23 protein-coding genes are annotated in these 22,586 nt (G+C 73.3%); 20 read left to right on the top strand and 3 right to left on the bottom strand.

Features of this window, described 5'->3' with window-relative positions; translation table 11 throughout:
* Positions 1 to 82: 82 nt before the first annotated feature.
* The 6 genes from H6X67_RS00890 (at position 83) to H6X67_RS00865 (ending at position 6,137) form a co-directional block, all read left to right on the top strand.
* Positions 83 to 1,138, top strand: a complete 1,056-nt coding sequence (locus tag H6X67_RS00890) for a sensor histidine kinase (RefSeq protein ID WP_249375701.1) — start codon at positions 83 to 85, stop codon at positions 1,136 to 1,138.
* 19 nt (positions 1,139 to 1,157) lie between these two features.
* Positions 1,158 to 1,559, top strand: a complete 402-nt coding sequence (locus tag H6X67_RS00885; protein WP_249376976.1) for a helix-turn-helix transcriptional regulator — start codon at positions 1,158 to 1,160, stop codon at positions 1,557 to 1,559.
* A complete protein-coding gene (locus tag H6X67_RS00880) occupies positions 1,556 to 2,848 on the top strand; it encodes a sensor histidine kinase (RefSeq protein WP_249369272.1) in 1,293 nt (430 codons plus the stop codon). The genes H6X67_RS00885 and H6X67_RS00880 overlap by 4 nt, the downstream gene beginning before the upstream one ends.
* On the top strand, positions 2,841 to 3,656 hold the full coding sequence (locus H6X67_RS00875; protein ID WP_249369274.1) for a response regulator: 816 nt from the start codon (positions 2,841 to 2,843) through the stop codon (positions 3,654 to 3,656). The genes H6X67_RS00880 and H6X67_RS00875 overlap by 8 nt, the downstream gene beginning before the upstream one ends.
* A 106-nt stretch (positions 3,657 to 3,762) precedes the next feature.
* Entirely contained in the window at positions 3,763 to 4,518 is a 756-nt protein-coding gene (locus H6X67_RS00870) for an ABC transporter ATP-binding protein (protein WP_249369276.1), read from the top strand.
* Positions 4,515 to 6,137, top strand: coding sequence for an ABC-2 family transporter permease (locus tag H6X67_RS00865; protein WP_249369278.1), 1,623 nt, complete (start codon positions 4,515 to 4,517; stop codon positions 6,135 to 6,137). Before H6X67_RS00870 ends, H6X67_RS00865 begins: the two co-directional genes overlap by 4 nt.
* 15 nt (positions 6,138 to 6,152) lie before the next feature.
* On the opposite strand, the gene H6X67_RS00860 is transcribed toward H6X67_RS00865, so the two are convergent.
* Both H6X67_RS00860 and H6X67_RS00855 read right to left on the bottom strand, forming a co-directional pair.
* On the bottom strand, positions 6,153 to 7,070 hold the full coding sequence (locus H6X67_RS00860; protein ID WP_249369280.1) for a DDE-type integrase/transposase/recombinase: 918 nt from the start codon (positions 7,068 to 7,070) through the stop codon (positions 6,153 to 6,155).
* Complete coding sequence (locus tag H6X67_RS00855) at positions 7,027 to 7,458, bottom strand: hypothetical protein (RefSeq protein ID WP_249369282.1); 432 nt, start codon at positions 7,456 to 7,458, stop codon at positions 7,027 to 7,029. The genes H6X67_RS00860 and H6X67_RS00855 overlap by 44 nt, the downstream gene beginning before the upstream one ends.
* An 867-nt stretch (positions 7,459 to 8,325) precedes the next feature.
* On the opposite strand from H6X67_RS00855, the gene H6X67_RS00850 reads away from it, so the two are divergent.
* The 3 genes from H6X67_RS00850 to H6X67_RS00840 are packed head-to-tail and all read left to right on the top strand — an operon-like array spanning position 8,326 to position 10,829.
* The gene (locus tag H6X67_RS00850; protein WP_249375529.1) at positions 8,326 to 9,072 is read left to right on the top strand and encodes a hypothetical protein; all 747 of its coding nucleotides are present in this window, start codon (positions 8,326 to 8,328) and stop codon (positions 9,070 to 9,072) included.
* Entirely contained in the window at positions 9,050 to 10,147 is a 1,098-nt protein-coding gene (locus H6X67_RS00845) for a hypothetical protein (protein WP_249369285.1), read from the top strand. The genes H6X67_RS00850 and H6X67_RS00845 overlap by 23 nt, the downstream gene beginning before the upstream one ends.
* Before the next feature lie 58 nt (positions 10,148 to 10,205).
* Positions 10,206 to 10,829 carry an ABC transporter ATP-binding protein gene (locus tag H6X67_RS00840; protein WP_249369287.1) on the top strand — a complete coding sequence of 208 codons (624 nt, stop codon included), beginning with the start codon at positions 10,206 to 10,208 and terminating at the stop codon, positions 10,827 to 10,829.
* Positions 10,830 to 10,872: 43 nt separating this feature from the next.
* Here H6X67_RS00840 and H6X67_RS00835 read toward each other — a convergent pair whose 3' ends face one another.
* Entirely contained in the window at positions 10,873 to 11,913 is a 1,041-nt protein-coding gene (locus tag H6X67_RS00835; protein ID WP_249376974.1) for an FAD:protein FMN transferase, read from the bottom strand.
* 198 nt (positions 11,914 to 12,111) lie between these two features.
* Between H6X67_RS00835 and H6X67_RS11705 the strand changes: the two genes are divergently transcribed.
* The 11 genes from H6X67_RS11705 (at position 12,112) to miaA (ending at position 22,583) form a co-directional block, all read left to right on the top strand.
* Positions 12,112 to 13,833: an FTR1 family iron permease gene (locus tag H6X67_RS11705; RefSeq protein WP_283251262.1), complete on the top strand. Its 1,722-nt coding sequence runs from the start codon at positions 12,112 to 12,114 to the stop codon at positions 13,831 to 13,833.
* Between the two features lie 41 nt (positions 13,834 to 13,874).
* Positions 13,875 to 14,540, top strand: a complete 666-nt coding sequence (locus tag H6X67_RS00825) for an iron transporter (protein ID WP_249369478.1) — start codon at positions 13,875 to 13,877, stop codon at positions 14,538 to 14,540.
* Positions 14,541 to 14,716: 176 nt separating this feature from the next.
* On the top strand, positions 14,717 to 15,988 hold the full coding sequence (locus H6X67_RS00820; RefSeq protein ID WP_249369480.1) for a Fe-S-containing protein: 1,272 nt from the start codon (positions 14,717 to 14,719) through the stop codon (positions 15,986 to 15,988).
* Positions 15,988 to 17,280 carry an ABC transporter permease gene (locus tag H6X67_RS00815; protein WP_249369482.1) on the top strand — a complete coding sequence of 431 codons (1,293 nt, stop codon included), beginning with the start codon at positions 15,988 to 15,990 and terminating at the stop codon, positions 17,278 to 17,280. The genes H6X67_RS00820 and H6X67_RS00815 overlap by 1 nt, the downstream gene beginning before the upstream one ends.
* A 5-nt stretch (positions 17,281 to 17,285) precedes the next feature.
* A complete protein-coding gene (locus tag H6X67_RS00810) occupies positions 17,286 to 18,521 on the top strand; it encodes an ABC transporter permease (RefSeq protein WP_249369484.1) in 1,236 nt (411 codons plus the stop codon).
* 1 nt (position 18,522) lies between these two features.
* Complete coding sequence (locus H6X67_RS00805; RefSeq protein ID WP_249369486.1) at positions 18,523 to 19,275, top strand: ABC transporter ATP-binding protein; 753 nt, start codon at positions 18,523 to 18,525, stop codon at positions 19,273 to 19,275.
* Entirely contained in the window at positions 19,272 to 19,814 is a 543-nt protein-coding gene (locus H6X67_RS00800) for an FMN-binding protein (RefSeq protein WP_249369488.1), read from the top strand. Before H6X67_RS00805 ends, H6X67_RS00800 begins: the two co-directional genes overlap by 4 nt.
* A 444-nt stretch (positions 19,815 to 20,258) precedes the next feature.
* Positions 20,259 to 20,471, top strand: a complete 213-nt coding sequence (locus H6X67_RS00795) for a hypothetical protein (RefSeq protein ID WP_249369490.1) — start codon at positions 20,259 to 20,261, stop codon at positions 20,469 to 20,471.
* Positions 20,472 to 20,521: 50 nt separating this feature from the next.
* Entirely contained in the window at positions 20,522 to 20,998 is a 477-nt protein-coding gene (locus H6X67_RS00790; RefSeq protein ID WP_249375551.1) for a YbjN domain-containing protein, read from the top strand.
* Positions 20,995 to 21,570, top strand: a complete 576-nt coding sequence (locus H6X67_RS00785; RefSeq protein WP_249376972.1) for a type III secretion system chaperone family protein — start codon at positions 20,995 to 20,997, stop codon at positions 21,568 to 21,570. Before H6X67_RS00790 ends, H6X67_RS00785 begins: the two co-directional genes overlap by 4 nt.
* A complete protein-coding gene (gene miaA / locus H6X67_RS00780) occupies positions 21,567 to 22,583 on the top strand; it encodes a tRNA (adenosine(37)-N6)-dimethylallyltransferase MiaA (protein ID WP_249369700.1) in 1,017 nt (338 codons plus the stop codon). The genes H6X67_RS00785 and miaA overlap by 4 nt, the downstream gene beginning before the upstream one ends.
* Positions 22,584 to 22,586: the final 3 nt, after the last annotated feature.

Here is a 22,586-nt window from a genome sequence, read left to right as displayed (position 1 = left end):
GCCCGGTGGTGCCGGCTCCACCCGGCAGGTGGGGTCCTGGCACCCGTGTGGGGCGCCCGGCGCCTGCCGTAGCGTCCAGGTCATGCCACACGCCGCCCCGACCTCCTCACCGCGCAGCCGGCGCCTGCGCGCCCTCAGCCTCCTCGTCGCCTTCGGCGGCGGGGTGCTGGCCGCCATCCTCGTCGTCCTGCCCTTCAGGGTCTCCGCCGAGGCCCCGCTCGAGGTCAGCCTCATCGCCTGGTCCGCCGAGATCAGCTCCACCGGGCAGGGGTGGTGGCTGGTGCCCCTGGGGGCCGCCTGCCTCGCGGCGACGGCCGGCCTCCTCTACGCCCTGGGGCTCCTGCGCGCCCGCCTCACCCAGGCGCTGTCCGACTCCTCGCAGGAGGAGCGCCTGGCCACCCTCACCGCCGAGGTCGGCCACCTCACCGCCGGGCGTGCCACCCTCGTGGACGCCTTCGACGCCGAGCGCGCCCGCATCGAGCGGGACCTGCACGACGGCGCCCAGCAGGACCTCGTCGCCCTCACCATGGGCCTGGGCATGACACGGGTGCGCGTGCGCGAGCTCGCGCACGAGGGTGTTACCGGGACCGTGCGCGAGGCCCTGCTCGCCGACCTCGACGCCGCCCAGGACCTGGCTGAGGCCGCCCTGCGGGCCCTGCGCGAGACCGTCCACGGCATCCGCCCCGCCGTCCTCACCGAGCGGGGCCTGGGCCCGGCCCTGCGCGACCTCGCGGGCCGCGCGCCCCTGCCCACCACCGTGAGCGTCACCGGGGCCGAGGAGCACCTGGCGGCACTGACCTCCCCGGTCGCCACCGCCGTCTACTTTGCCGTCTGCGAGGCCCTGACCAACGCCGCCCGGCACGCCGGCCCCCGGGCCACCGCCACGGTGCGGCTCGACGTCGGCGCCGACGGCCTGGTCGTCGTCGTCACCGACGACGGGTGCGGCGGGGCCGACCCGGCGGCCGCGGGCTCCACCGGCCTGGCCGGCATGTCCCAGCGCCTGGAGTCCGTCGGAGGGCACCTCGCCGTCGACTCCGCCCCCGGGGCCGGCACGCGCCTGAGGATCACCGCCCCGCTCACCCCGCCCTGGGCCGAGCCCGCCGTCGGGACCCGCCCCGTGAGCGCTGCCGCCCGCTGAGGTGGGGCAGGATGGCCCCATGAGGATCCTGCTCGCCGACAACGCCGCCCTCCTGCGCGAGGGCCTCGCCGGCCTGCTGGCCGCAGCCGGCCACGAGGTCGTCGCCGTCGGGGGCGTCGTCATCGACCCGGAGGTCCTGGCGAGCCTCATGGGCGCCCCCGCCCGCCCCGCCACGGACGCCGCCACCCCCGCCTCGGGCGAGGACGCCGAGAGGGTCGAGCGGCTGACCGACCGCGAGCGCGAGGTCCTGGCGCTCATGGCCGAGGGCCTGTCCAACACCCAGGTGGCCGAGCGCCTGGTCCTGTCCGACGGCGCCGTCGCCAAGCACGTGGCCAACATCCTGGCCAAGCTCGACCTGCCGCCCGGCGAGGACAACCGCCGTGTGAGGGCGGTCCTCACCTGGCTGCGCGCCACCGCATGAGGGGCCGGGTCACGGACCGGCCCCCGGCGCCCGCCTGCCCGGTCACCGACTGGCGCGCCGGGGCCCGGCTCCTCGGGCCCCGGGACAGTGCCCGCTGCCTGCCCGCGGCGGACGTCCTCCTCGGCGTCGGGTGCCTGCTCATCGCAGCCGTCTCCCTCAGCCTCCTGGCCCGCTTCGGCGTCCACGCCGTCTACGTCGCCGACCTCGCCGTCGGGACCGTCATCGCCGCCGCCCAGCCCTGGCGCCGTGCCCGGCTGCGCGCCAGTGCCCTCGTCACCGCGGCGGGCCTGGCCTCCTACGCCGTGCTCACCCTCCTGTCACCGGTGTCGCTGGGCGTCTCGCCGCTGGCGCTGACGGCCCTGACCACGCTGCACGCCTGCGTGCGCTGGGACCCGGACCCGCGCTGGGGCCGTGGGGCGGTGGCCGTGTCGCTGGCCGGCTGCCTCGTCAACCCGGTCAACATGCTGGTGCTGGGCCGCAACCGCACCGCCCAGCAGTCGCTCACCGCCGCGGGCACCGTGGACCTGCTGATGTACACCACCGTGTGCCTGCTCGCCGTCGTGCTCGTCACCGCCGACGCCCTCAGGCGCCGCCACCTGGCGCAGGAGAGGGTGCGCGAGCGCGAGGCCGTGCGCCGGCGGGCCGTGGACGAGGAGCGGCTGCGCCTGGCCCGCGAGCTCCACGACCTCATCGGCCACTCCCTCACCGCCGTCAAGGTCCGTGCGGGCACGGCCCTGGCGCTCGAGGACCCCGGTGCCCACCGCGCGGCCCTGGTGGACGTCGAGCGCACGGCCGCCGCCTCCCTGGAGGAGGTGCGCGAGCTCGTGCGCGTGCTGCGGGCCCCGGGTGAGGGCGCGCTCGCCCCGGCGGACCTCGGCGCGGTCCACGAGGCGCTGGCCGCCGTGCGCGCCGCCGGCCTCGAGGTCGAGGCGCAGCTGCCCGCGGCCGCTGACCTGACCGCCCTGGGGCAGGGCTGGGGAGTCCACCAGCGCCTGGCGGTGCTGCGCTGCGCCCAGGAGGCGCTGACCAACGCCCTGCGCCACGGCGCCGGCCACGCCACCCTGAGCCTGTGGGAGGCCGACGGCGCCTGCCGGCTCACGGTCACCAACACCCTGACGGCGCCGGCACGGCCGACGGAGCCCGGCAGCGGCCTGAGCGGCCTGGCCGAGCGGGTCAGGCTCGTGGGCGGCGCCCTGAGCACCGGGGTGGTGCCCGGGCCCGGGGGAGCGCGCTTCGTCCTCGACGTCACCGTCCCCGTCACCGCGCGCAGGAAGGAGCACCATGACTGACAGGCACCCACCGGCGGCCCGGCGCGTGGTCGTCGTCGACGACCAGGAGCTCGTGCGCGCCTCCTTCACGATGCTGCTCGAGGCCCAGCCGGACCTGGAGGTCATCGCCACCGCCGCCGACGGCGCCGCCGCGCTCGAGGTGCTGCGTGAGGCGGTCCCGGGTGGTGGGACCGACCTCGTCCTCATGGACCTGCGCATGCCCGTCCTGGACGGGGCGGGCACCATCCGGGCCCTGCGAGCCGACCCGGAGCTGGCCGGCACCCGGGTGCTCGTGCTCACCACCTTCGACGACGAGGAGCTCGTCCTCGGGGCCCTGCGGGCGGGCGCCGACGGCTACCTCCTCAAGGACACCTCCCCGCAGGTGCTGCTCGAGGCGGTGCGCGCCGTCGCCGAGGGCGGCTCCTGGCTGGACCCGGCGGTCACCGGCACGGTCCTGGCCCAGCTGGGGGAGCCGGGGCCGGCCGAGTCCCCGGGGGAGCCGGGGCCGCCGAGCAGCGCCGCCGGGGCGGAGCAGGCCGGGGCGCCGTCGGGCGGCCCGGCCCCGGAGGGCTCGCCCGCGACCACCGGGACCGGCCAGGCTCTGGCCGAGCCCCTGACCGCCCGCGAGGAGGAGGTCCTCGCCCTGGTGTGCGAGGGACTGTCCAACACCGCCGTCGGCGAGCGCCTGCACCTGGCCGAGTCCACCGTCAAGACGCACATGAGGTCCCTGCTGGGCAAGACCGGCTGCGCCAACCGGGTCGAGCTCATCGTCCACGCCTACCGCCACGCCCTGGCCGGGCCCGCGACCGAGGACGGCCGCCCCGCCTGAGCGGGCCCGCCTCCTCCCCAGGGGGGAGGCCGGTGCCGGCCGCGTCCTGCGGACGGTGTCCCTCGGGGGGATCCGCCGGCCCCCACGCGGCGGCCAGGCTCGTGCCATGAGCACCACGACACCGACCACCAGCCCCGCGCACCAGGTGCCGGGCCTGCGCCTGGCGGGCCTGACGAAGTCCTTCCACCGCCGACGGGTCCTCGATGGGCTCGACCTCACCGCCCGGCCCGGGCGCGTCTACGCCCTCCTGGGCCCCAACGGGGCGGGCAAGTCCACCACCCTGTCCATCGCGCTGGGCCTGCTGCGGCCCGAGGCCGGCAGCGTCGAGGTCCTCGGCAGGCCCTTCGACCAGGGCTGCCTGGCGCACATCGGCGCCTCCGTCAACGGCCCCTCCTTCTTCCCCAGGCTCAGCGCCCACCGCAACCTCGCCGTCCACGCCCACCTGACCGGCACCGACCTGGATGTCATCGACCCGCTGCTCGAGCAGGTCGGGCTCGCCGGTGCCGGGCGCACGCGCGCCGGCGCCTTCTCCACCGGGATGAGGACGCGCCTGGCCCTGGCCATGGCGCTGCTCACCGACCCCGAGGTCCTCATCCTCGACGAGCCGCAGAACGGGCTCGACCCGCAGGGCGTCATCGAGCTGCGCGACCTCCTGCGGGCCCTCGCACGCTCCGGGCGCACCGTCATCGTCTCCAGCCACCAGCTGGGCGAGATGGCCCGCATGGCCGACGACGTCGGCGTCCTGAACCGCGGACGGCTGGCCTACGAGGGAGCGCTGGAGGGCCTGGCCGACCCCGACGACGGCGTCGGCCTCGAGAACGCCTACCTGGCGCTCGTCACCGGCACGGGGGAGCAGCGATGAGCACCGTCATGACCCCGACCGCCACAGCCACCGGGGGCTCCGGGTCCTCCGGGCGCCCGCCCCGCCTCCTGCGCGCCGAGCTGTTGCGCTCACGCGGGACCTTCACCTGGGGCTCGCTCGCCGTGAGCCTCGCCGTGGCCGTCTACTGCCTCGTCCTCGCCCAGGTCACGCTGTCGTCCGGCCTGTCCGTCGACGGCGGCCAGTGGGACGGCAACATCCTCGCCTGGCTGTCCTTCTACCCGGTCGCCGTCGCCCTGCCCGCCGGGGCCCTGACCGGGGCGATGGCCGAGTGGCGCGAGCAGCGCTGGCGCTACGGCGGCACCGCCTGGCGGCCCGTGCCCGCCGCCCGCGCCACCCTCGCGCGCGCCGGGGTGCTCACCCTCGCCGCGCTCGCGGCCCAGGTGGTGCTGCTCGCGCCCGTCGTCGCCCACGGCCTGCTCATGGGACAGGGCCCCGGCCCGGCCGGGCGCTACCTGCCCTTCGGCCTGCTCATGTGGGTGGGCACGGCCGGCGCCGCCCTGCTCGGCGCGCTGGCCTGTCGGCTCCTGGGCGGCGCCGCCGTCGGCCTGGCCCCCGCGGCCGCCCTCGCCTGGTCCGTCGCCGGGGCCCTGGGCGCTGAGAGCCCGGGCTGGCTGCTGCGCCCCTGGACCTGGCTGGTTCGCGGCACCCTGCCGCTGCTGGGCGTGCACGCCAACTCCGTCTCCCTCGAGCCCGGCTCTCCCGTGTGGCACTGGCCGTGGTGGCCCTCGGCCGCGCTCCTGACCGGTGCGCTCGCCGCTGCGCTCGTCCTGCTCATGGCGGTGCCCGAGCGGCCTGTGGTGGCGGGCGGGCGCGGCCGCAGGAGGCGCCCCGGGCGCGCGGGGGAGGCTCAGCCCCGGCGCGAGGCCCGTGGTGCCGGCGGGGTCGACGTCACCACACGGGTCCCCGAGACTGCCGGCGTCCCCGCGGCATCCGGTCTCGTGATCTCCGGCCCGGCCCGCGCCGCCGGCCGCCCCCGCCCGCTGCGAGCCCTCCTGCTCGTCCTGCCCTGGGGCGTGTGGAGCCTGCTCGCCGTGCTCATGGTCGCGCTCACCGCCCTCGTCAGCGCCGTCTACGGCCCCGGCGCCGCCCTGAGCCTGCTGGGCCTCGTGGGCCTGCCCGTCTCGGCGAGCGTCGCCGGCACGACCGCCTGGAGCGCCCAGTCCTCCGCCCGCCGCGGCCTGCTGCTGCGCGAGCGGGCCGGCGTGCTCGACGCCGCGGCCCTGGGGCTCACCACCGTCTTCCTCAGCGCGGTGGCCACGGCCTCCTGGGCTGCCGCCGGCGGGAGCGCCGCGGCGGCCTCGGGCCTGGCCCCCACCCACATGCTGCTCGTGACCCCCTGGGTCCTGCTCGTCACCACGGCGGCCGCCTACGCCGTCACCCAGCTGGCCGGCCTGGCCACCGCCCTCGTCGTCGCCGTCCTCGGGCTGCTCACGAGCCTCGTCATCGCCGGCAACGAGGCGCTGTCGGCGGCCCTGTGGCCCGCCGCCCCCTGGGGCTGGGCCCACGTCGTCGCCACCGCGCCCGCCACCTGGCCGGCCGTCATGGGACTGAGCGCGCTGCTCGGCGCCGCGCTCTGCGGGCGGCCGGGTAGGCCCTGAGGCGCGCGGTCGTCATCACAGCCCCGGCGGCAGCAGCCACCCACGTTCCCCGGTCACACCACTGTCTGGGGACCTCGTGGGTGGCTGCGGACGAGGCAGCGCATCGTCTTCGTCTTCGACAAGTGTGGTCCCTGGGTGCGGGCTGAGGCCATCTCGATGAGTTGCTGCTGGATGCGGGTGATGCGGCGGGTGGTCGCTGCGGGGTTCAGTATCCGCGTGCTCGGTGGCCAGTCGGCCGGTGGTGGCGGGGGCGAGGGTGCCCATGCCGAGGAGTCGCTGGTACGGGGTTTTGGGCTTGTCGTAGACGCGCTTGTTCCTGCCCGCGCTGGTGTGGGTCCAGCTGGTGGCCTTCACGCAGGGCAACAGGAAGTTCTTGCGCTTGATCACCAGTGAGTGCAGCTCGTTGGGCAGCCACAGCTCGGCGTCGGTTTCGTAGCGGTAGCCGAACGCGTGCCGACGCACCCGGTCGCCGTTGCGCTGCTCGACGTGAGCGTTGTCGTTGTGCTGATAGGGGCGCCCCCTCGTGACGGGGATCTCGTGGTCGTCACACCAGGCGATCACCGGCCAGTTCAGGAACTCGGACCCGTTGTCGAAGTCCATCCCCAAGATCGGGACCGGCGAGCGCTGCCGGATCCACTCCGTCTCCGCCTTGACGTTCACGTGCGCGTTGTTGCCGATGGCGCGGATCAGCGTCCACCCGGTCACCGGGTCCGTCGCGGTCAGGGTGCGCAGGTACTCGCCTTTGGCGGAGTGCCCGCAGTGCGCGACGGTGTCCAGCTCGTAGAACCCTGGTCCCGCAGGGAGGTCGTCCATCGCGGTGCGCAACGGGATCGAGGACCGCAGGATGTGTGAAGGCCTCGTCGTGCCCAGCGTGCCCGGGTAGCGGGCGTCACGATGCGGCTTCAGGTAACGGTCGATCGTCGCCGGACTCATACCGCAGCTCGCCCAGCACGGCCTCACTGAGCCGGGAGGCGAGGCAGCCGAGCTCGTTGAACTGCACCAGCCGTTCCAGAGTGTCGCCCATGAGCGCGGCGAGGTACTTCCCCAACGGCTGCCCGGCCAGCGCCCACACCTCCTGCAGCACGACGAGTGCGTCGTAGGAGTACTTCCGCTCACGCGGCTTGCGTTGCTGCTGGCTCGCGGCGCCCTTGCGCGCCGCGGCCGCACAGATTGCCCGGCGGGCGTGATCGCGCGTCCACCCGGTGGTCTCGACCAGTGCGTCCAGCAGCCGGCCTTTCTCAGCCCGGTCCGCCTTCGCGTACTTGCGGGCGAACTTCTTCGTGATCTCACGGCGCGCGGCCATCGACAGCTCCTTGCTCACACAGTCAGGGAACCGCCCACCGCTACGCGGACATTCTTGTGTGAGGCACACGCTGCCGCTCCTGGACATCTTTCGTGAGTCAAGTCGGGTGCTTGCCATCGACCTGTGCTTGCAATATAGTGAGGAACGTCACTTGGCAGTCGTAGGCCGAGATCGAGTAAGGCTCGTCAGCCTTTCGGTGTCACCACTTCTGAGGTGGGGTGTGTTGGCCTGAGGATTTTCAGGGATGTTGTCGCTACGATCGTAGCGTTGCTTTCGTTGTGTGCCATTGGAGGTACGGCGATGGCGGGCGGTCCTAACTACGGATATTCTTGGGAGTCGGCGGGGGGCACGCGATGGAACGGGTATGTCCAGGTTGTGGCTTCCTATAGCGATGGAGGCGCTCATTACTGCCAGGCATACCACCGGTTTACGAGAGATGCTGGTCCTTACCTGGATACGGGTCGTATGTACACGACCTCAGCACAGTCGAGGTACGACACGACTGTCCACTACCGTAGAGACTGGGTCTGGGATTCTCCTCTCTGGGGGGATCAGTACACCACGAGGTATTACTGGGGGATGGGCGCGGGGTGCTGGGCGAGTAACACGTGAAGCGAACTGATGCGCATGAAGGTACGTGTGCTTGGGCTGGCGATATGCCTCGGGGTGACCGCGACCTTTGTCTCCTGGTCGATCTCCTGGGCTGTCGTCGACTGGCGGCAGAGCGTCTACGGGCTGGGTCCCGGTGCCCTCATTGTCAGCGCCCACGAAAGGGGTCCCGGAGCTGCTCTGAGTGACGGGGCAGAGAGGTTGTCGGCTGAGATTGAGGGTGCTGACGCCGTCGTCGTGGCCGAGCACGCCGGTGACGGACCACCAGGAATGATGGTGATCGATCCCGGAGGGCACGTCCCCTGGCTCACGGAGCACGCAGGCAGTCTTGTCGTCTCAGACCATCCCCACGCCATCATCCTCAGTGGCACCTACTGCGAGTCCGAGTGGAGGAGCACGGGAACCTGCCCCCTGCTTCCCGAAGGAGCCATGGTCCTAGGGGTCGTCGATGCCGGCGCGACCGGGAGTCTCGACGGCATCCAGTTCGTGTACTCGCCCGGCCCTGACCACGCGTTCACCTCCGGGGTCTACGTGCTCGCCGGTCTTGAGACGCACGAGGAGGAGGCGAGGGTGATCGACGCCCTGTCGTCGGTTGGTCTCGACATCGGTCCCCAGGTGCGCGACCCCCTGTGGCTGGCGCTCGCCACCACCCCCTCGGCCGGCGTCTCCATCAGCCTCCTGCTGGGGACCGTCATCGCGTGCCTGGTGTACTGGGAACGGGCCATGAGCGCTGCGCGAGCCGAGATCGGGTTGCGTCTGGCGGTCGGCGCCAGCCCCGGCGCGCTCGCCGCGCGTACCGCCGCACGCGCCCTGGTCCCCTGCGGCAGCGGTCTGACCGCAGGGGCGGCGGTGGGGTGGGCGGCCATCGCCGCAGCCAGCGGGTGGCAGGCGATGAGTGCCCGGTGGACGGTGCTCGGCGTGCTCACCGCGTGCCTCCTGGTCGCTGCCCTGCTCGGTGCCGCCGTGTGGTCAGCAGGGCGCCGGGTGCTGCGAGGTCAACATGACGTCTCTGTGGCTGCGTGATGTCGCTGGTGGTGTCGCGGACGCCACCCGGCACTGGCGCGATGTGCTCGCCATCGCCGTCATCGGCATGGTGGTCTGCGCCGTGGTCGCCACGCTCCTCGGGGAGACGCTCATGCAGTGGACCATCTTCCGGCGAGGAGCGACTCTGCGAGACCAGCAGGCGGTGACCTTCTCCGTGTCGTACAGCCCCCATGGCAGGGTCTCCTCGGTCTCCGGCTCCTCGCTGGACCTGCTGACCGCCTCCATGGAGTCGGGTCACGCCTACTCGGCAGTCGTCGCCAACGTGAGGTCGAGTGAGCCGAGCACCGGCGACGGTCCTCCGGTCGTCGTCGTTGTGGGTGACCTGGCCGCGCACCTGTACCCAGAGCTCGGGCTGTGCGAGACAGCCCCATGCGCAACGAGCGGAACCAAGGTGGTTGACGCCCCGCAGGAGATCACCTTGGCAGGCACGACGATCGAGGTCCAGGACCACCACCCTGCCGGAAGCGTCTGGTTCGACCCGGCCGCCGGCGGTATCGACCTCGACACGCTCATCATGGTGAGGATCGCACCGCATCACACCGCCGGCCTTGGTGCGCTCGCCCAGGAGGAGCTGGTGTGGCGCGCAGTGCTCACAGGCCCCTCGGCGCAGGAGGTCCGAGCGCTTGTGGCCTCGGCCTCCGCCGACGGCTTGTGGTTGACCCCGCGGTATCTCACCAATGACGAGCCCGCCAGATTCCGCTCCCTGCTGGCTGTCGCCGCGATCTACCTGGTGTCCTTCCTCAGCCTCCTCGTGGCCTGCGCGTACGCGCTCAGCGCCGTCGCGGTGTCGGTGCTGCGCCGCACGGCAGCGGAATTCGCCATCCGGCGCGTCAGCGGGGCGATGGCGCACAGCGTCGTCGTGAGGATGGCCGCCTTCCTCACGACGGTCATGGCTCCGTCCCTCCTGGTGGCGGCGGCCGTGGCTCTCGCGCCGCCCTTCACGTACGTCAGCACCGGAGGTATGGCTGTGCTGGTGAGCCTGCTCGTCATCGACGTCGTCGCGGTCGCCTGTGGTGCGCGAGCGGTCCTCTCCGAGAAGCACATGGGGTCGTGACATGACGCTACTGAGTCTTGACCGGGTCAGCCGGTCCTTTCCCGCGCCCGGCTCTCCCGTGGACGCCGTCACGGACTTCTCCCTCACGATCAGCCCAGGAGACATGACCGGGCTGCTCGGCCCATCCGGCTCCGGCAAGTCCACCGTGCTGTCATTGGCGGGTCTTCTGCTCCGCCCGTCCTCGGGCAGCATCACCGTCAACGGCACGCCGGCGCCCACCGCCGAGAGGGGACGCGCTGCTCTGCGCGGCAGCACACTGGCCCACATCGGCCAGGACTTCTCCGTCATCGGGTGGATGAGCGCGGTCGACAACGCTGCCCTGCCGCTGGAGTACTCGCGTCCCGCCGTGCCCAGGCGGCGGCGGCGCGAGCGCGCTCTCGAGGCGCTCGCCCAGGTGGGGATCGACCCCGACCTCGCCCGCCGACCAGCCCGTACGCTCTCAGGCGGGCAGCGTCAGCGCGTGGCCATCGCACGTGCCATGATCACCCGCCCCGCAGTCATCCTCGCTGACGAGCCGACTGCGGCCCTCGACACGGGCACCGCCAGCGCGGTCATGGACCTGCTGGAGAACCTGCGGGCCGACGGCGTCGGACTCCTCATCGCCACCCACGACCCTCGTGTGGCCCAGCGGTGCACCACCACGGTCTCCATCGTCGACGGTCGACGCGTTGACCCGTCATGACCATCCCGTGCGTCATCATGCTGCTGGCAGGGCAGTGACCGGCTCAGGACGTGAAGAGCTCGCCGGGCAGCGCCGCGAAGCCGTGCGAGACGGCGGCCGTGCCGTCCGCGCGCAGCAGGGCGAAGTCGAAGCGGAAGCCCGCGGCGGCCAGGTCAGCCGGCTCCGCGAGGAACAGGGCCGTGGCCAGGCCGTCCGCGCTCGCGGCGTCCTCGGCCACGGCCCAGCTCGCCGCCGGCACGCGCCCGCCGCCGACCGGCAGCCCGGTGGTGGCGTCGAGCAGGTGGTGCAGGCCCGGCCCCCAGGCGCGCCGGTAGGAGCCCGAGGCGCAAAGCGCCCCTCGGGTGAGCTCCACGACGCCGACGACGCGCCGGGCGCTCTCGCGTCGCTCCCCGGCCGGACGCGGCTCCTCCAGCCCCAGGCGCACAGGCGCCCGGGAGCGCACGAGCAGGTCCCCCGAGCCGTCGACCACGTACTGCTCCACCCCCGCCGCCTCGAGCGCCCGGCCCACGAGGTCGACGAGGAAGCCCTTGCCGACGGCGCCCACGTCCACGAGCGCGGGACGGTCCAGGACGAGACGCTCCCCCTCGTGGTGGGCGTCGCGGCCCCACACGGGCCGTCCCCCCGCAGCACCCAGGTGCTCGGCCACGCCACCCCTCACGACGAAGGTGCAGCCCTCGTCGTAGCCCAGGGCCACGAGGTCGGAGCCGACAAAGGGGTCGAGGCGCCCGGCCGTGGCCGCGTGGAGCCGGTCGTAGAGGTCGAGCATGCGGGCCGAGCCGGCGGGCAGGTCGAGGACCATTGGGTCGGCCCGGCCCCCGGCCTGCGCCGTCCGCCCGCCGTCGGTGGGGCCCGCGGCGGCCCGGCGCACGAGGGAGGCAGGGCGGAAGCGGGAGAAGACGTCCTCGTAGGCGTCGATGAGCGCGACGAGCTCGCGGCGCAGCGGGTGGGGCAGGGGCTCGTGCGTGAGCACCCGCCACGTGGTGCCGGTGGCGGGCGTGCGCCACACCTGCGTCCAGGGGCCGGGGGCCGCCCCACTGCCCGGACCGGGCAGTGGGGCGGGTAGCGGGGCGGGGGAGGGGCTCACCCGGCCAGCATGCCCCGCAGGGCACCGGCGCGCGCCGGTGGGGTCGTCGGGACGGGAGTTCATGACAGCGCGTCCGCCTTGTGCGAGACGCATTTTGACGTCGGCAAAATGGTGACCCTAAGGTGACTCGAGCAGGTCAGGCTTACCTATCCGCCTGTCCCGCCTCCCCAGACACCGCGCGTGAGGATCACCGCCCGCATGCCCTCCCAGACCCAGGCTCTCGCCGGCCCGCGCTCCTGCACACCCAGCGGACGGGTCGGGAGAGCCGCCGTCGTCGCCCTCGCGGTCCTCGTGCTGCTCCTGGGGGCGCTCAGCCCCCTCGGCCCGCGCCCCACGTCCGCGGCCGCCGAGGCCGACACCGACTTCGACACCTGGACCCAGGTCGCCGAGCGCGTCTCCGACGAGCTGGGCACCGCCCTGGAGGAGTACGCCGCCGCCGACCACCCCGGTGCCGCCGCCGCCGTCCTCAAGGCGCAGAGCTCGGGGTACGTGGCCTCCAACATGCGCAACGTCGTCACCGACACCCTCGGCGCCGACGTCTCCCAGTCGCACACCGAGGCCTTCACCTCCCTCGCCTCCACCGCCCGCACCGCAGGCAACGAGGAGGCGCTGAGCACCGGCGTCACCGACCTCGTCGCCTCACTCACCGAGGCCGCCACCGCCCTCGACGCCACCGAGGGCCTGCCCGGCCCCCGGGACCACGCCCAGGCCCTGGCCACGCGGATCGCCGAGGAGCGCGCCGCCATCGACGCCCGCTCCACCGCGGACAAGTCTGGGCGGGGAGACCGCACCTGGGTCGAGGTCGCCACCGAGATGAACGAGCTCATCGACCAGGGCCTGGCCCAGACCCTCGCTGGCGACGGCAGCGCCGGGGCCGAGCTCGTCAACGAGGCCTACTACGGCTACTACGAGAAGCTCGGCTTCGAGAAGAAGGTCATGACGGTCTCCGGGGACCGGGTCTCCCTCGTGGAGTCCACCTTCAAGAACACCCGCAAGGCCATGATCGCCGGGGACACCGAGGCGGCCACCGAGCACGCCCAGACCCTCAAGACCTACCTCCTCGAGGACGCCCAGATGCTCGACGGCGGCGCCGCCGAGGACATCAGCCCCCTCAAGGCCTTCTTCACCGGCTCCTTCGGCCAGGCCTTCCTCATCCTCATCCGCGAGGGGCTCGAGGCCATCCTCGTCGTGGCCGCCGTCATCGCCTACCTCGTCCAGGCGGGCATGAGGGACCGGGTCAAGCACGTCTACGCCGGCGTGGTCCTGGCCCTGCTCGCCTCCGGCGTCGTCGCCGCCCTCTTCTCCGCCCTGTTCAACTCCGCCTCCGCCTACCAGGAGGCCCTGGAGGGCGCCGTCGCGCTCATCGCGATGCTCATGCTCCTGTTCACCTCGAACTGGATGCTGTCGAAGTCCTCGGTGTCCTCCTGGAACCGCTACATCAAGGACAGGACCGAGGCCTCCGTCTCCGAGGGCGGCTTCTGGGGCCTGGTGTCCCTGTCCTTCCTCGCGGTCTTCCGCGAGGGCGCCGAGACCGTCCTGTTCTACCAGGCGCTGTTCGCCATGGACCCCACCGGCAGCGCCAGCATCTGGCAGGGCTTCGCCGCTGCCGCCGCCGTCCTGCTCGTCATCTTCCTGCTCATCCGCTACACCAGCGTGCGCATCCCGCTGCGGCCCTTCTTCGCCGTCACCTCCTTCCTCATGGCCGTCCTCGTCGTCATCTTCGCCGGCGGCGGCGCCCACTCCCTCCTCGAGGGCGACATCATCCCCGCCACCTACCTCGAGGGCGTGCCCACCTACGACGTCCTCGGCTTCTACCCCTACGTCGAGACCATCGGCTTCCAGGCCGTCATGGTCGTCGTCGTCCTGGTCCTGTCCATCGTCTCGGTCATGCGCCACCGCCGCGCCGCGCAGGACTCCTGACCCTCCCCATCCACACCAACCACCACGTAAAGGACAACCCCATGCGTTCCCTCAGGCTCGTCTCCGGACTCGCGGCCCTCACCCTGGCCGGCACCCTCGGCCTGGCCGCCTGCGGCTCCTCCCAGGAGAGCACCCCCGCCTCCGACGCCACCATGGCCGACGGCCAGATGGCCGACGACGAGGCCATGGCCGACGACGGCGAGGCCGCCTTCACCGAGTACCCCATCGGTGAGGACCAGGAGATCTCCTCCGGCGGCACCCCGCAGATCAACGTCGCCCTCGTCTACTTCCAGCCGGTCGACATGGAGCCCGCCGGCTCCTCCGGCCTGGCCGCCTCCGAGTCCAGCTTCCACATCGAGGCCGACATCTCCGCCCTGCCCAGCAACACGCTCGGCTACCCCGAGGGCTCCTTCATCCCCGGCCTGACCGTCACCTACAAGATCGTCGACGCCGCCACCGGTGAGGTCGCCAACAACGGCGCCGCCGAGGGAACCTTCATGCAGATGAACGCCTCCGACGGCCCGCACTACGGCGCCAACGTCGCCCTGCCCCAGGACGGCACCTACAACATCATGATCGGTGTCTCCTCCCCGGAGGAGGCCGGCTGGGTCCTGCACGTCGACCCTGAGACCGGAGTCACCGGCTCCTTCTGGGAGGCCACCGAGCTCACCTGGAAGAACTGGGAGTACACCGTCCAGGAGTGGTGAGACCACCGCAGCGGCCGCCCGCGCCCGAGGACCGCGTGCCCACCCGGACGGCGACCGTCTGATTCACTGGCGCCGTGACACCAGCCCGACCCGGCCTGGAGCGTCACGGCGCCAGTGGCACGCCTCCCACCCGGAGGCCGCCCCACGGAACCGAGAACAAGGAAGTGTGACCAGACGTGCTCGAGCGATTCGTCTCCGTCGTCGGGGGAGCGACCCTGCCCTTCCTGCTCTACGCGGCGGCCGCCGTCATCCTCGCCCCCGCCCTCATCGAGGGGTGGCCGCGCGGCTCGCGATGGCGCCTGGCCAGCGCCCTGGCCGGCACCGCCGGCGCGGTCGCCCTCGCCGCCCTGCGCGCGCTGGCCGTCATCACCGACCGCACCAGCGTCACCGTGCCCACTCTCGTCGTGTGCGTCCTGGCGGACGCTGCCCTGCTCACCTGCGTCCTGCTCCTGGCGCGCCGTCCCCGCTGGGGAGCCGAGGGACGCCTGGGCACCGTCGCCCAGGTGGCCGCCTGCACCGCCCTGGCCGCCGCCTTCTTCCGCGCCGTCCCGGAGGTCGTCCTCCAGCTCGCCGCCTTCATCGAGCCGGGCGAGGAGGTCGTCTCCTCCACGATGCTGCTGCGCGTGCTCGGCTTCGCCGGCGCCTGGGCCAGCGTCGGCGTCCTGTCCTTCCTCTACTACCGCGCCGCGCGCCGCGCCCCGGTGGTCCTCACCCGGGCCAGCCTCGCCGTCTTCCTCGCCGTCGTCACCGCCGTGCACCTGCTGCAGCTGCTGCGCGTGCTCAACGGCACCCAGCGCATCCGCATCACCGGCACCGGCTTCCGGCTCCTGTCCTGGGCCTCCAACAACCTCGAGGGCGCCATCCTGCTCACCGCCGCCGCCATCTGGCTCGTGCCCCTGGCCGTCGAGCTCGCCCGCGCCCTCGGTCGCGCCCCCGCGCAGGCCAACCCCGCCCGCCTGCGCGCGGTGAGGGCCGAGCGCCGCCGCTCGCGCCGCTGGGTCCTGGCCTCCGCCGGCGCCTTCACGGTCCTCGTGCTCACCCGCACCGTCGCCGTCGCCAAGGTCAACGAGGTCCCCACCCTGTCCGAGCCCGAGCCCTACGAGCTCGCCGCCGCCGGCGCCCTCATCCCCACCAGCCTGCTGGCCGACGGCCACCTGCACCGCTTCGCCTACGAGGCCACCGGCGGCACCGAGGTCCGCTGGATCGCCCTGCTCAAGAACGGCGGCGCCTACGGCGTCGGGCTCGACGCCTGCGAGTCCTGCGGCCCCTCCGGCTACTACGAGGCCGACGGCAAGGTCATCTGCAAGCGCTGCGACGTCGCCATCAACCCCGCCACCGTCGGCTTCAAGGGCGGCTGCAACCCGATCCCCATCGACTACACGGTCGAGGACGGCACCATGCTCATCCCCACCGAGGTCCTGGAGGCCAGCGCCGAGGTGTTCGCCTGATGTTCCTCCTGCGCCTGCTGCACCGCTCCTTCACCCGCCAGCTGCGCCGACGCTCCCTCATCGGCCTGACCGTCGCGCTGTGCGCCTCGATCAGCGTCGCCATGCTCGGCGTCGTCTTCGACGTCGGCGACAAGCTCAACGCCGAGCTCACCGCCTACGGCTCCAACATCACCGTCCAGCCCAAGGCGGACGCCGTCGTCGCCGACCTGTACGAGACCGAGGACGAGCCCCAGGCCACCGCCTTCATCGACGAGGCCTCGGTGCCCACCATCAAGACGATCTTCTGGGCCTACAACATCGTCGACTTCGCCGCCCGCCTCACCGGCCACGTCGACGTCACCTCCTCCACCGGCGCCTCCTCCCAGGACCTGGCCGTCGTCGGCACCTGGTTCAACAAGGAGCTCGAGCTGCCCACGGGAGAGACGGTCGTCGCCGGCGTCACCACCCTGCGCTCGTGGTGGTCGCTGGAGGGCCAGTGGCCCGACGACGAGGCCGACGAGGCCGTCATCGGCTCCGCCCTGGCCCAGCAGCTCGGTGCCCGCACCGGCGACGTCCTCACCCTGGCCACGCCGCTGGGTGAGCGCAGGCTGACCGTCACCGGCGTGTACACCTCCGGTGACGACGACGACGCCACCCTGTACGCGCCGCTGGCCGTCGTCCAGGACCTCACCGGGCACACCGGCAAGGTCGAGCAGGTCGAGGTCAAGGCCCTCACCACCCCCGAGAACGACCTGTCGCGCAAGGTGTCCCAGAACCCCGCCATTGTCTCAAGCTACGAGTGGGAGACCTGGTACTGCACCGCCTACGCCTCCTCCATCACCTACCAGATCGAGGAGTCCATCCCCGGCGTCGTCGCCAAGCAGGTCCGCCAGGTCGCCGCCGTCGAGGGCAGCGTCCTGGAGAAGACCCAGGTCCTCATGATCCTCATGACCGCCCTGTCGCTGCTCGCCGCCGCCCTCGCCGTCGCCTCCCTCACCACCGCCTCCCTGGTGGAGCGCACGGGCGAGTTCGCCCTGCTCAAGGCCGTGGGCGCCTCCAGCGCCTCGATCAACCGCCTCATCCTGTCCGAGACCGCCGTCATCGGCGTCATCGGCACGGCCGTGGGGGCCCTGGCCGGCTCCGGCCTCGCCCAGCTCATCGGCAGGATCGTCTTCGACTCCTCCATCACGATGCGGCCCATGGTCTACGTCCTCGTCGTCCTGCTCGTCGCCCTCGTCCTGCTCGTCGCGACCTCCTCGTCGATGCGCTCCATCCTCAGGATCCAGCCGGCGACGGCCCTGCACCGGAGGTGAGCCAGATGACCAACCGCCGCATGTTCCTCACCATGCTCCTGGGCGCCCTGCTGCGCCGCCGGGGGCGCGCCGCCGCCGCCATCGGCTCCTCCGCCGTCGGCGCCGCCACCCTGTTCTGCCTCGCCGCCGTCTGCCTGGCCGTGCCCGCGCAGATGAGCGAGGAGATGCGCCAGTACGGCGCCAACGTCATCCTCGTGCCCGTCGCGGGCGCCACGGCGGGGGAGGGGACCGCGCGCCTGGACGAGACCGCGGTCCGGGCCGCCCAGGACGTCCTCGGCTCCGTGGCGGGCGCCTCCGCGGGGGCCGGGGACCTGCGCAGCGCCGCCTACCGCTACGAGACCGTCCGGGTCAACAAGAGCGCCTACCTCATGGGCGGGATCGACGTCGAGGCCACCCGCTCGCTCAACGGCCACTGGGAGGTCGACGGCGCCTGGCCCGGCCAGGGCGAGGTCCTCATCGGCGCCGACGTCGCCGGCTCCACCGGCCTGGGCATCGGCGACATGGTCAACGTCGAGTACCTGTCCACCGACAACCTCACCCTCGGCTCCGTCGTCTCCTCCGACGGCGCCTCCCAGACCCAGGGCGAGCGCCGCTGGCGGGTCGTGGGCACCGTGGACACCGGCGGCAGCGAGGACGACATCATCTACGTGCCGCTGGCGGCCCTCGAGGACCTCACCGCCGCCGCCGACGCCGGCTACGACGTCGTCGAGATGTCCGTGGACACCAGCACCGTCCCCGCCGCCCAGGCGGTCCAGGACCTCAACGCCGCCGGCCTCACCGCCCAGGACGGCACCGGCCTGCGCGCCCAGGAGGTCTCCAAGATCACCAGCGGCAACACGCGCATCATCGCCATGCTCAACACCCTGTTCTGGGTGGTGGCCGTCGTCGTCCTGGCCCTGACCCTCGTCGGCGTGTCCACGACGATGACCGTCATCGTCTCCGAGCGCAGGAAGGAGATCGGCCTGCGCAAGGCCCTGGGGGCCTCCGCCGCCTCCATCGGTGCCGAGTTCTACACCGAGGCCGCGGTCATGGGGCTCGTCGGCGGCCTGCTGGGCACCGCCGTCGGGCACGGCCTGGCCTGGGCGGTGGGCGTCGGCGTCTTCGAGCGCCCCATCGCCTTCTCCTGGTGGCTGGCCCTGTGCTCCCTCGCCCTGTCCGCCGCCGTCGCCGTCGTCGCGGCGAGCTCACCGGTGCGCCGCGCCACCCGCATCGACCCCGCCGTCGTCCTCAGGGAGGAATGAGATGACCGACACCACCACCGCGCCGGACAGCCGGCCCCTGCTCCAGCTGCGCCACGTCTCCAAGATCTACGGCGACCTGCACGCCGTCGACGACGTCAGCCTCGACGTGCCGCGCGGCCAGTGGCTCTCCCTCGTCGGCTCCTCCGGCTCGGGCAAGACGACGCTCATGAACATCATCGGCTGCATGGACACCCCCTCGAAGGGCTCCGTGCTCCTCGACGGGCGAGAGCTCGGCCGCCTCAACGCCGCCCAGCTCACCGACATCCGCAAGAACGTCATCGGGCTCGTCTTCCAGCAGTTCCACCTCGTGCCGCACCTGACCGCCGTCGAGAACGTCATGGTCGCCCAGTACTACCACTCCATGACCGACGAGAAGGAGGCCCTGGCGGCCCTGGACAACGTCGGCCTGGCCGAGCGCGCCCACCACCTGCCCTCCCAGCTCTCCGGCGGCGAGCAGCAGCGCGTGTGCATCGCCCGCGCCCTCATCAACCACCCCGAGATCGTCCTGGCGGACGAGCCCACCGGCAACCTCGACGAGGCCAACGAGCAGCTCGTCCTCGACATCTTCCACCGCCTGCACGCGCAGGGCACCACCCTCATCGTCGTCACCCACGACGCCCACGTCGCCTCCTGCGGCGAGCGTCAGGTCCTGCTCAACCACGGGCGCCTGGTGGGGGAGAAGATGAACGACGGCGCCGAGCGTCGCCGCACGAGCGACATGCTCGACTTCGCCGGCGAGGGGGAGCCCGCATGAGCCCGCGCGCCACCGGGGCGGCCAGGGCCCTGCGCACCACCGGCGCCACCGCCGGGGCCCTGCTCGCCGCCGGGACCCTCCTGGCCGGGTGCGCTGCCGGCGAGGAGGTCACCATCGCCGGAGACGAGTACGCCGGGCGCGCCCAGACCCATGAGGCCGCCGCCCCCGCCAGGACCCCGAGCCGGGCGCCCGAGGCTCCCGCCGCCCCCACCGGAGGGCCCTACGCCGACGGCGAGTACACCTCGACCCAGACCTACGGCGTCCTCGACGACCTCCTCGAGCAGGACTCCATCGACGTCACCGTCACCCTCGCCGATGGCGTTGTCACCGAGGTCGAGGTCGTCGGCCACCCCTTCGCCGAGCGGTCGAAGGACTACATGCAGGACTTCGTCAACGAGGTCGCCGGCGAGGTCGTGGGCCGCAGCGTCGAGCAGGCGCACGTCACCGCCCTGGCGGGGGCCTCCAAGACCTCCGACGCCTTCAACGAGGCCATCGACGCCATCGCCGCCCAGGCCGCCGGGGCTGCTGCTCAGCAGTGACCTGTCACGATCCAGGACACTGCCGCCCCCGCCCGGCGCGGACGGTCCGCAATCCGGCGCCATGACGCCGTTCTCCCGGGAGCCGGACCGGTGCTCGCCGGGCAATGGACTGGATCGTGACACCGGCGGACGACGGACCCGTGAGAGGGTGCCCCCATGAGCACGTGGAGCGGTGTCGAGGAGGTCTACCGGGTTCTCCTTCGCCACCCTGTGCGCAGGAACCGTCCCGATTCGACGCCGCCCCCGGCGCCCGGGTCGCCATGACGATCTGGCCCTCCGGCGGCGCCCGCTGGGCCGAGCCCGTCGGCGGCGCCTTCACGGACGCGAGCGTGGTCCCGGTCCCCGGGCACGCGCCTGCCCGAGCACCTGGACTTCGCCCGCGCACCCCAGGGGCTGGCGGCTCTGGCCACCGGGGCGGGCCTCGAGGTCGTCACCGCCCAGGAGGTGACCTGGACCTGGTCAGTGCGCCCCGAGGACCTGTGGACGGGCGTCACCGGGGGCGTGGCGACGGCGGGCCAGACCTTCCTCGCCCAGGAGCCGCGGGTCCAGCAGGCCGCCACCAGCCGCTACCGCGAGCGCGCCGCCCAGGCGGTGGCGGGCGACGGGCTGCTCCACCTGCCCAGCCGCGCCGTGCTCGTGCTCGCCGCCAGGGCCTGACTGCGGCCCCGGTGGCGGAGCGGCACGGCCGGGGTCGGTAGGCTGGTGCCATGCCCGCTCACGCCCCCACAGACGCTGGGGTCCCCGCACCGGCCGTGCCCGCGCCGGTCGACGTCGCACGCGTGCGCGACTGCGTGCGTGGACAGGGCCTGCGGTTCTTCATCGACGACGAGGGCGACGTCGGCATCCCCTGGCGCTACGTCACCGTCCACGTCATCATCCAGGACAACCGCACGATCCAGCTGCGGGGCGTGTGGCACCGCATCGCGGACACCGAGCACCTGGTCGAGCTGCGCCGCCTCGTCGAGGAGTGGAACGCCACCCGCATCGGCCCCAAGGCCTACCTCACCGTCGCCGACGGCGGCGTCGTGCGCCTGCACGGCGAGGTCACCTACCCCCTCGGCGCCGGCATGACGGACCCCCAGCTCGAGCAGCTCGTGCTCACCAGCTGCCGCCTCATCGTCGCCCTCATGCGCGAGGCCGAGGAGACCTTCCCGGACCCGCTGCGAGGAGACCTCGAGCCATGAGCAACCACCGCAGGGGCCTGCGCGGCCTCATCTCCCGCCTGCTCGGCGCCCCCGCCGCCCCGAGGCCGGCCGCCCCCACCGCCGGGACCCCGCAGGCCTCCGCCGCCCCGGGGCCGCGGCCCGGTCCCGCTGCACCCACCGCTGAGGCCACCAGCCCCCTCACCCTCGAGCGCATCGAGCGCATGCTCACCGGCCCCATGGGCTACGGCGTCCAGCGCCACGAGGAGGAGGACCACACCTGCCTGCTCGGCACCTGGGACGGCTTCCCCTTCGTCATCGAGGAGCCCGAGGAGCACCCCGGCTGGCTCCTCGTCTCCGGCGACGCCCAGGAGCCCGTGAGCCCCGGTGAGCGCGACGAGGTCGCCGCCAGCGTCAACGACTGGAACCGCGAGAAGTACTACCCGACCGTCTGCCTCGTCGAGACCCCCGCGGGCACGGTCGTGCGCGCCACCTACCTCGTGGACCTCACCAGCGGCGTCACCTCCGAGCAGCTGCAGCTGCACCTGGACACCGCGCTGTCCGCCTGCACCCAGGCGCTGTCCCACGTGGGGCCGCTCCTGCCCGAGCTGTGAGCCCCGCCCCGCTGCGGGTGGCCGTCGTCGGCCCGACGGCGACCGGCAAGTCCGACCTCGCCCTCGACCTCATCGCCGCCCTGGGGGAGGACGCCACCTCCGCCACCCCCGCCGAGGTCCTCAACGCCGACGCCTCCCAGCTCTACCTCGGCATGGACATCGGCACCGCCAAGCTCGGCGTCGCCGAGCGCCGCGGCACCCCCCACCACCAGCTCGACGTGCTCACCGTGCGCGACGAGGCCAGCGTCGCCGCCTACCAGGCCGCCGCCCGCAGCGACCTCGAGGCCGTCGCCGCCCGGGGGGCGCGGGCCGTCATCGTGGGAGGCTCGGGCCTGTACGTGCGCGCTGTCACCGACGCCCTCGAGTTCCCGGGCACCGACCCCGCCGTGCGCGCCGCCCTCGAGGCCCGCGCCCGGCAGGAGGGGGGACGGCGCCTGTGGGAGGAGCTGCGCGAGCGGGACCCCGCCAGCGCCGAGCGCATCGAGCCCGCCAACACCCGCCGGGTCGTGCGGGCCCTGGAGGTGCAGGCCGTCACGGGCCGGCCCTTCTCCGCGACCCTGCCCCGCTACGAGGACCTGGTGCCCACCGTCCACCTCGCCCTCAGGCCCGGGCGCCCGGCCCTCAACGCGCGCATCGAGGCCCGGGCCCGGCGCATGTTCGCCACCGGGCTGGTCGAGGAGACCGAGGCGCTCACCGCCCAGGGGCTGCGTGAGGGCGCCACGGCGCCGCGCGCCATCGGCTACGCCCAGGCCCTGGCCGTCCTGGACGGCACCATGAGCGTGCCGGAGGCCGCCGAGGCCACCGCCGCCGCCACCCGCCGGCTCGCCTCCCGCCAGGTCAAGTGGTTCCGCCGGGACCCGCGCGTGACCTGGATCGACGTCGCCCTCGCCCCTGACGGCGCCTGGTGCGAGGGCGAGCGCGAGCGCGTCACCGCCCTGGCCGCCCGCCTCGTGCGCGAGCGTGAGCAGGCTGACGCCCACCCGGGCTCGGGGAGCGCGGGCCCGCTCGCCTAGGCT

This window comes from Actinomyces sp. AC-20-1 (genome assembly GCF_023369555.1).
Taxonomy (GTDB): domain Bacteria; phylum Actinomycetota; class Actinomycetes; order Actinomycetales; family Actinomycetaceae; genus Actinomyces.
Note: the sequence above shows the minus strand (reverse complement) of the source record. Positions and strands in the feature narration are given on the sequence as shown.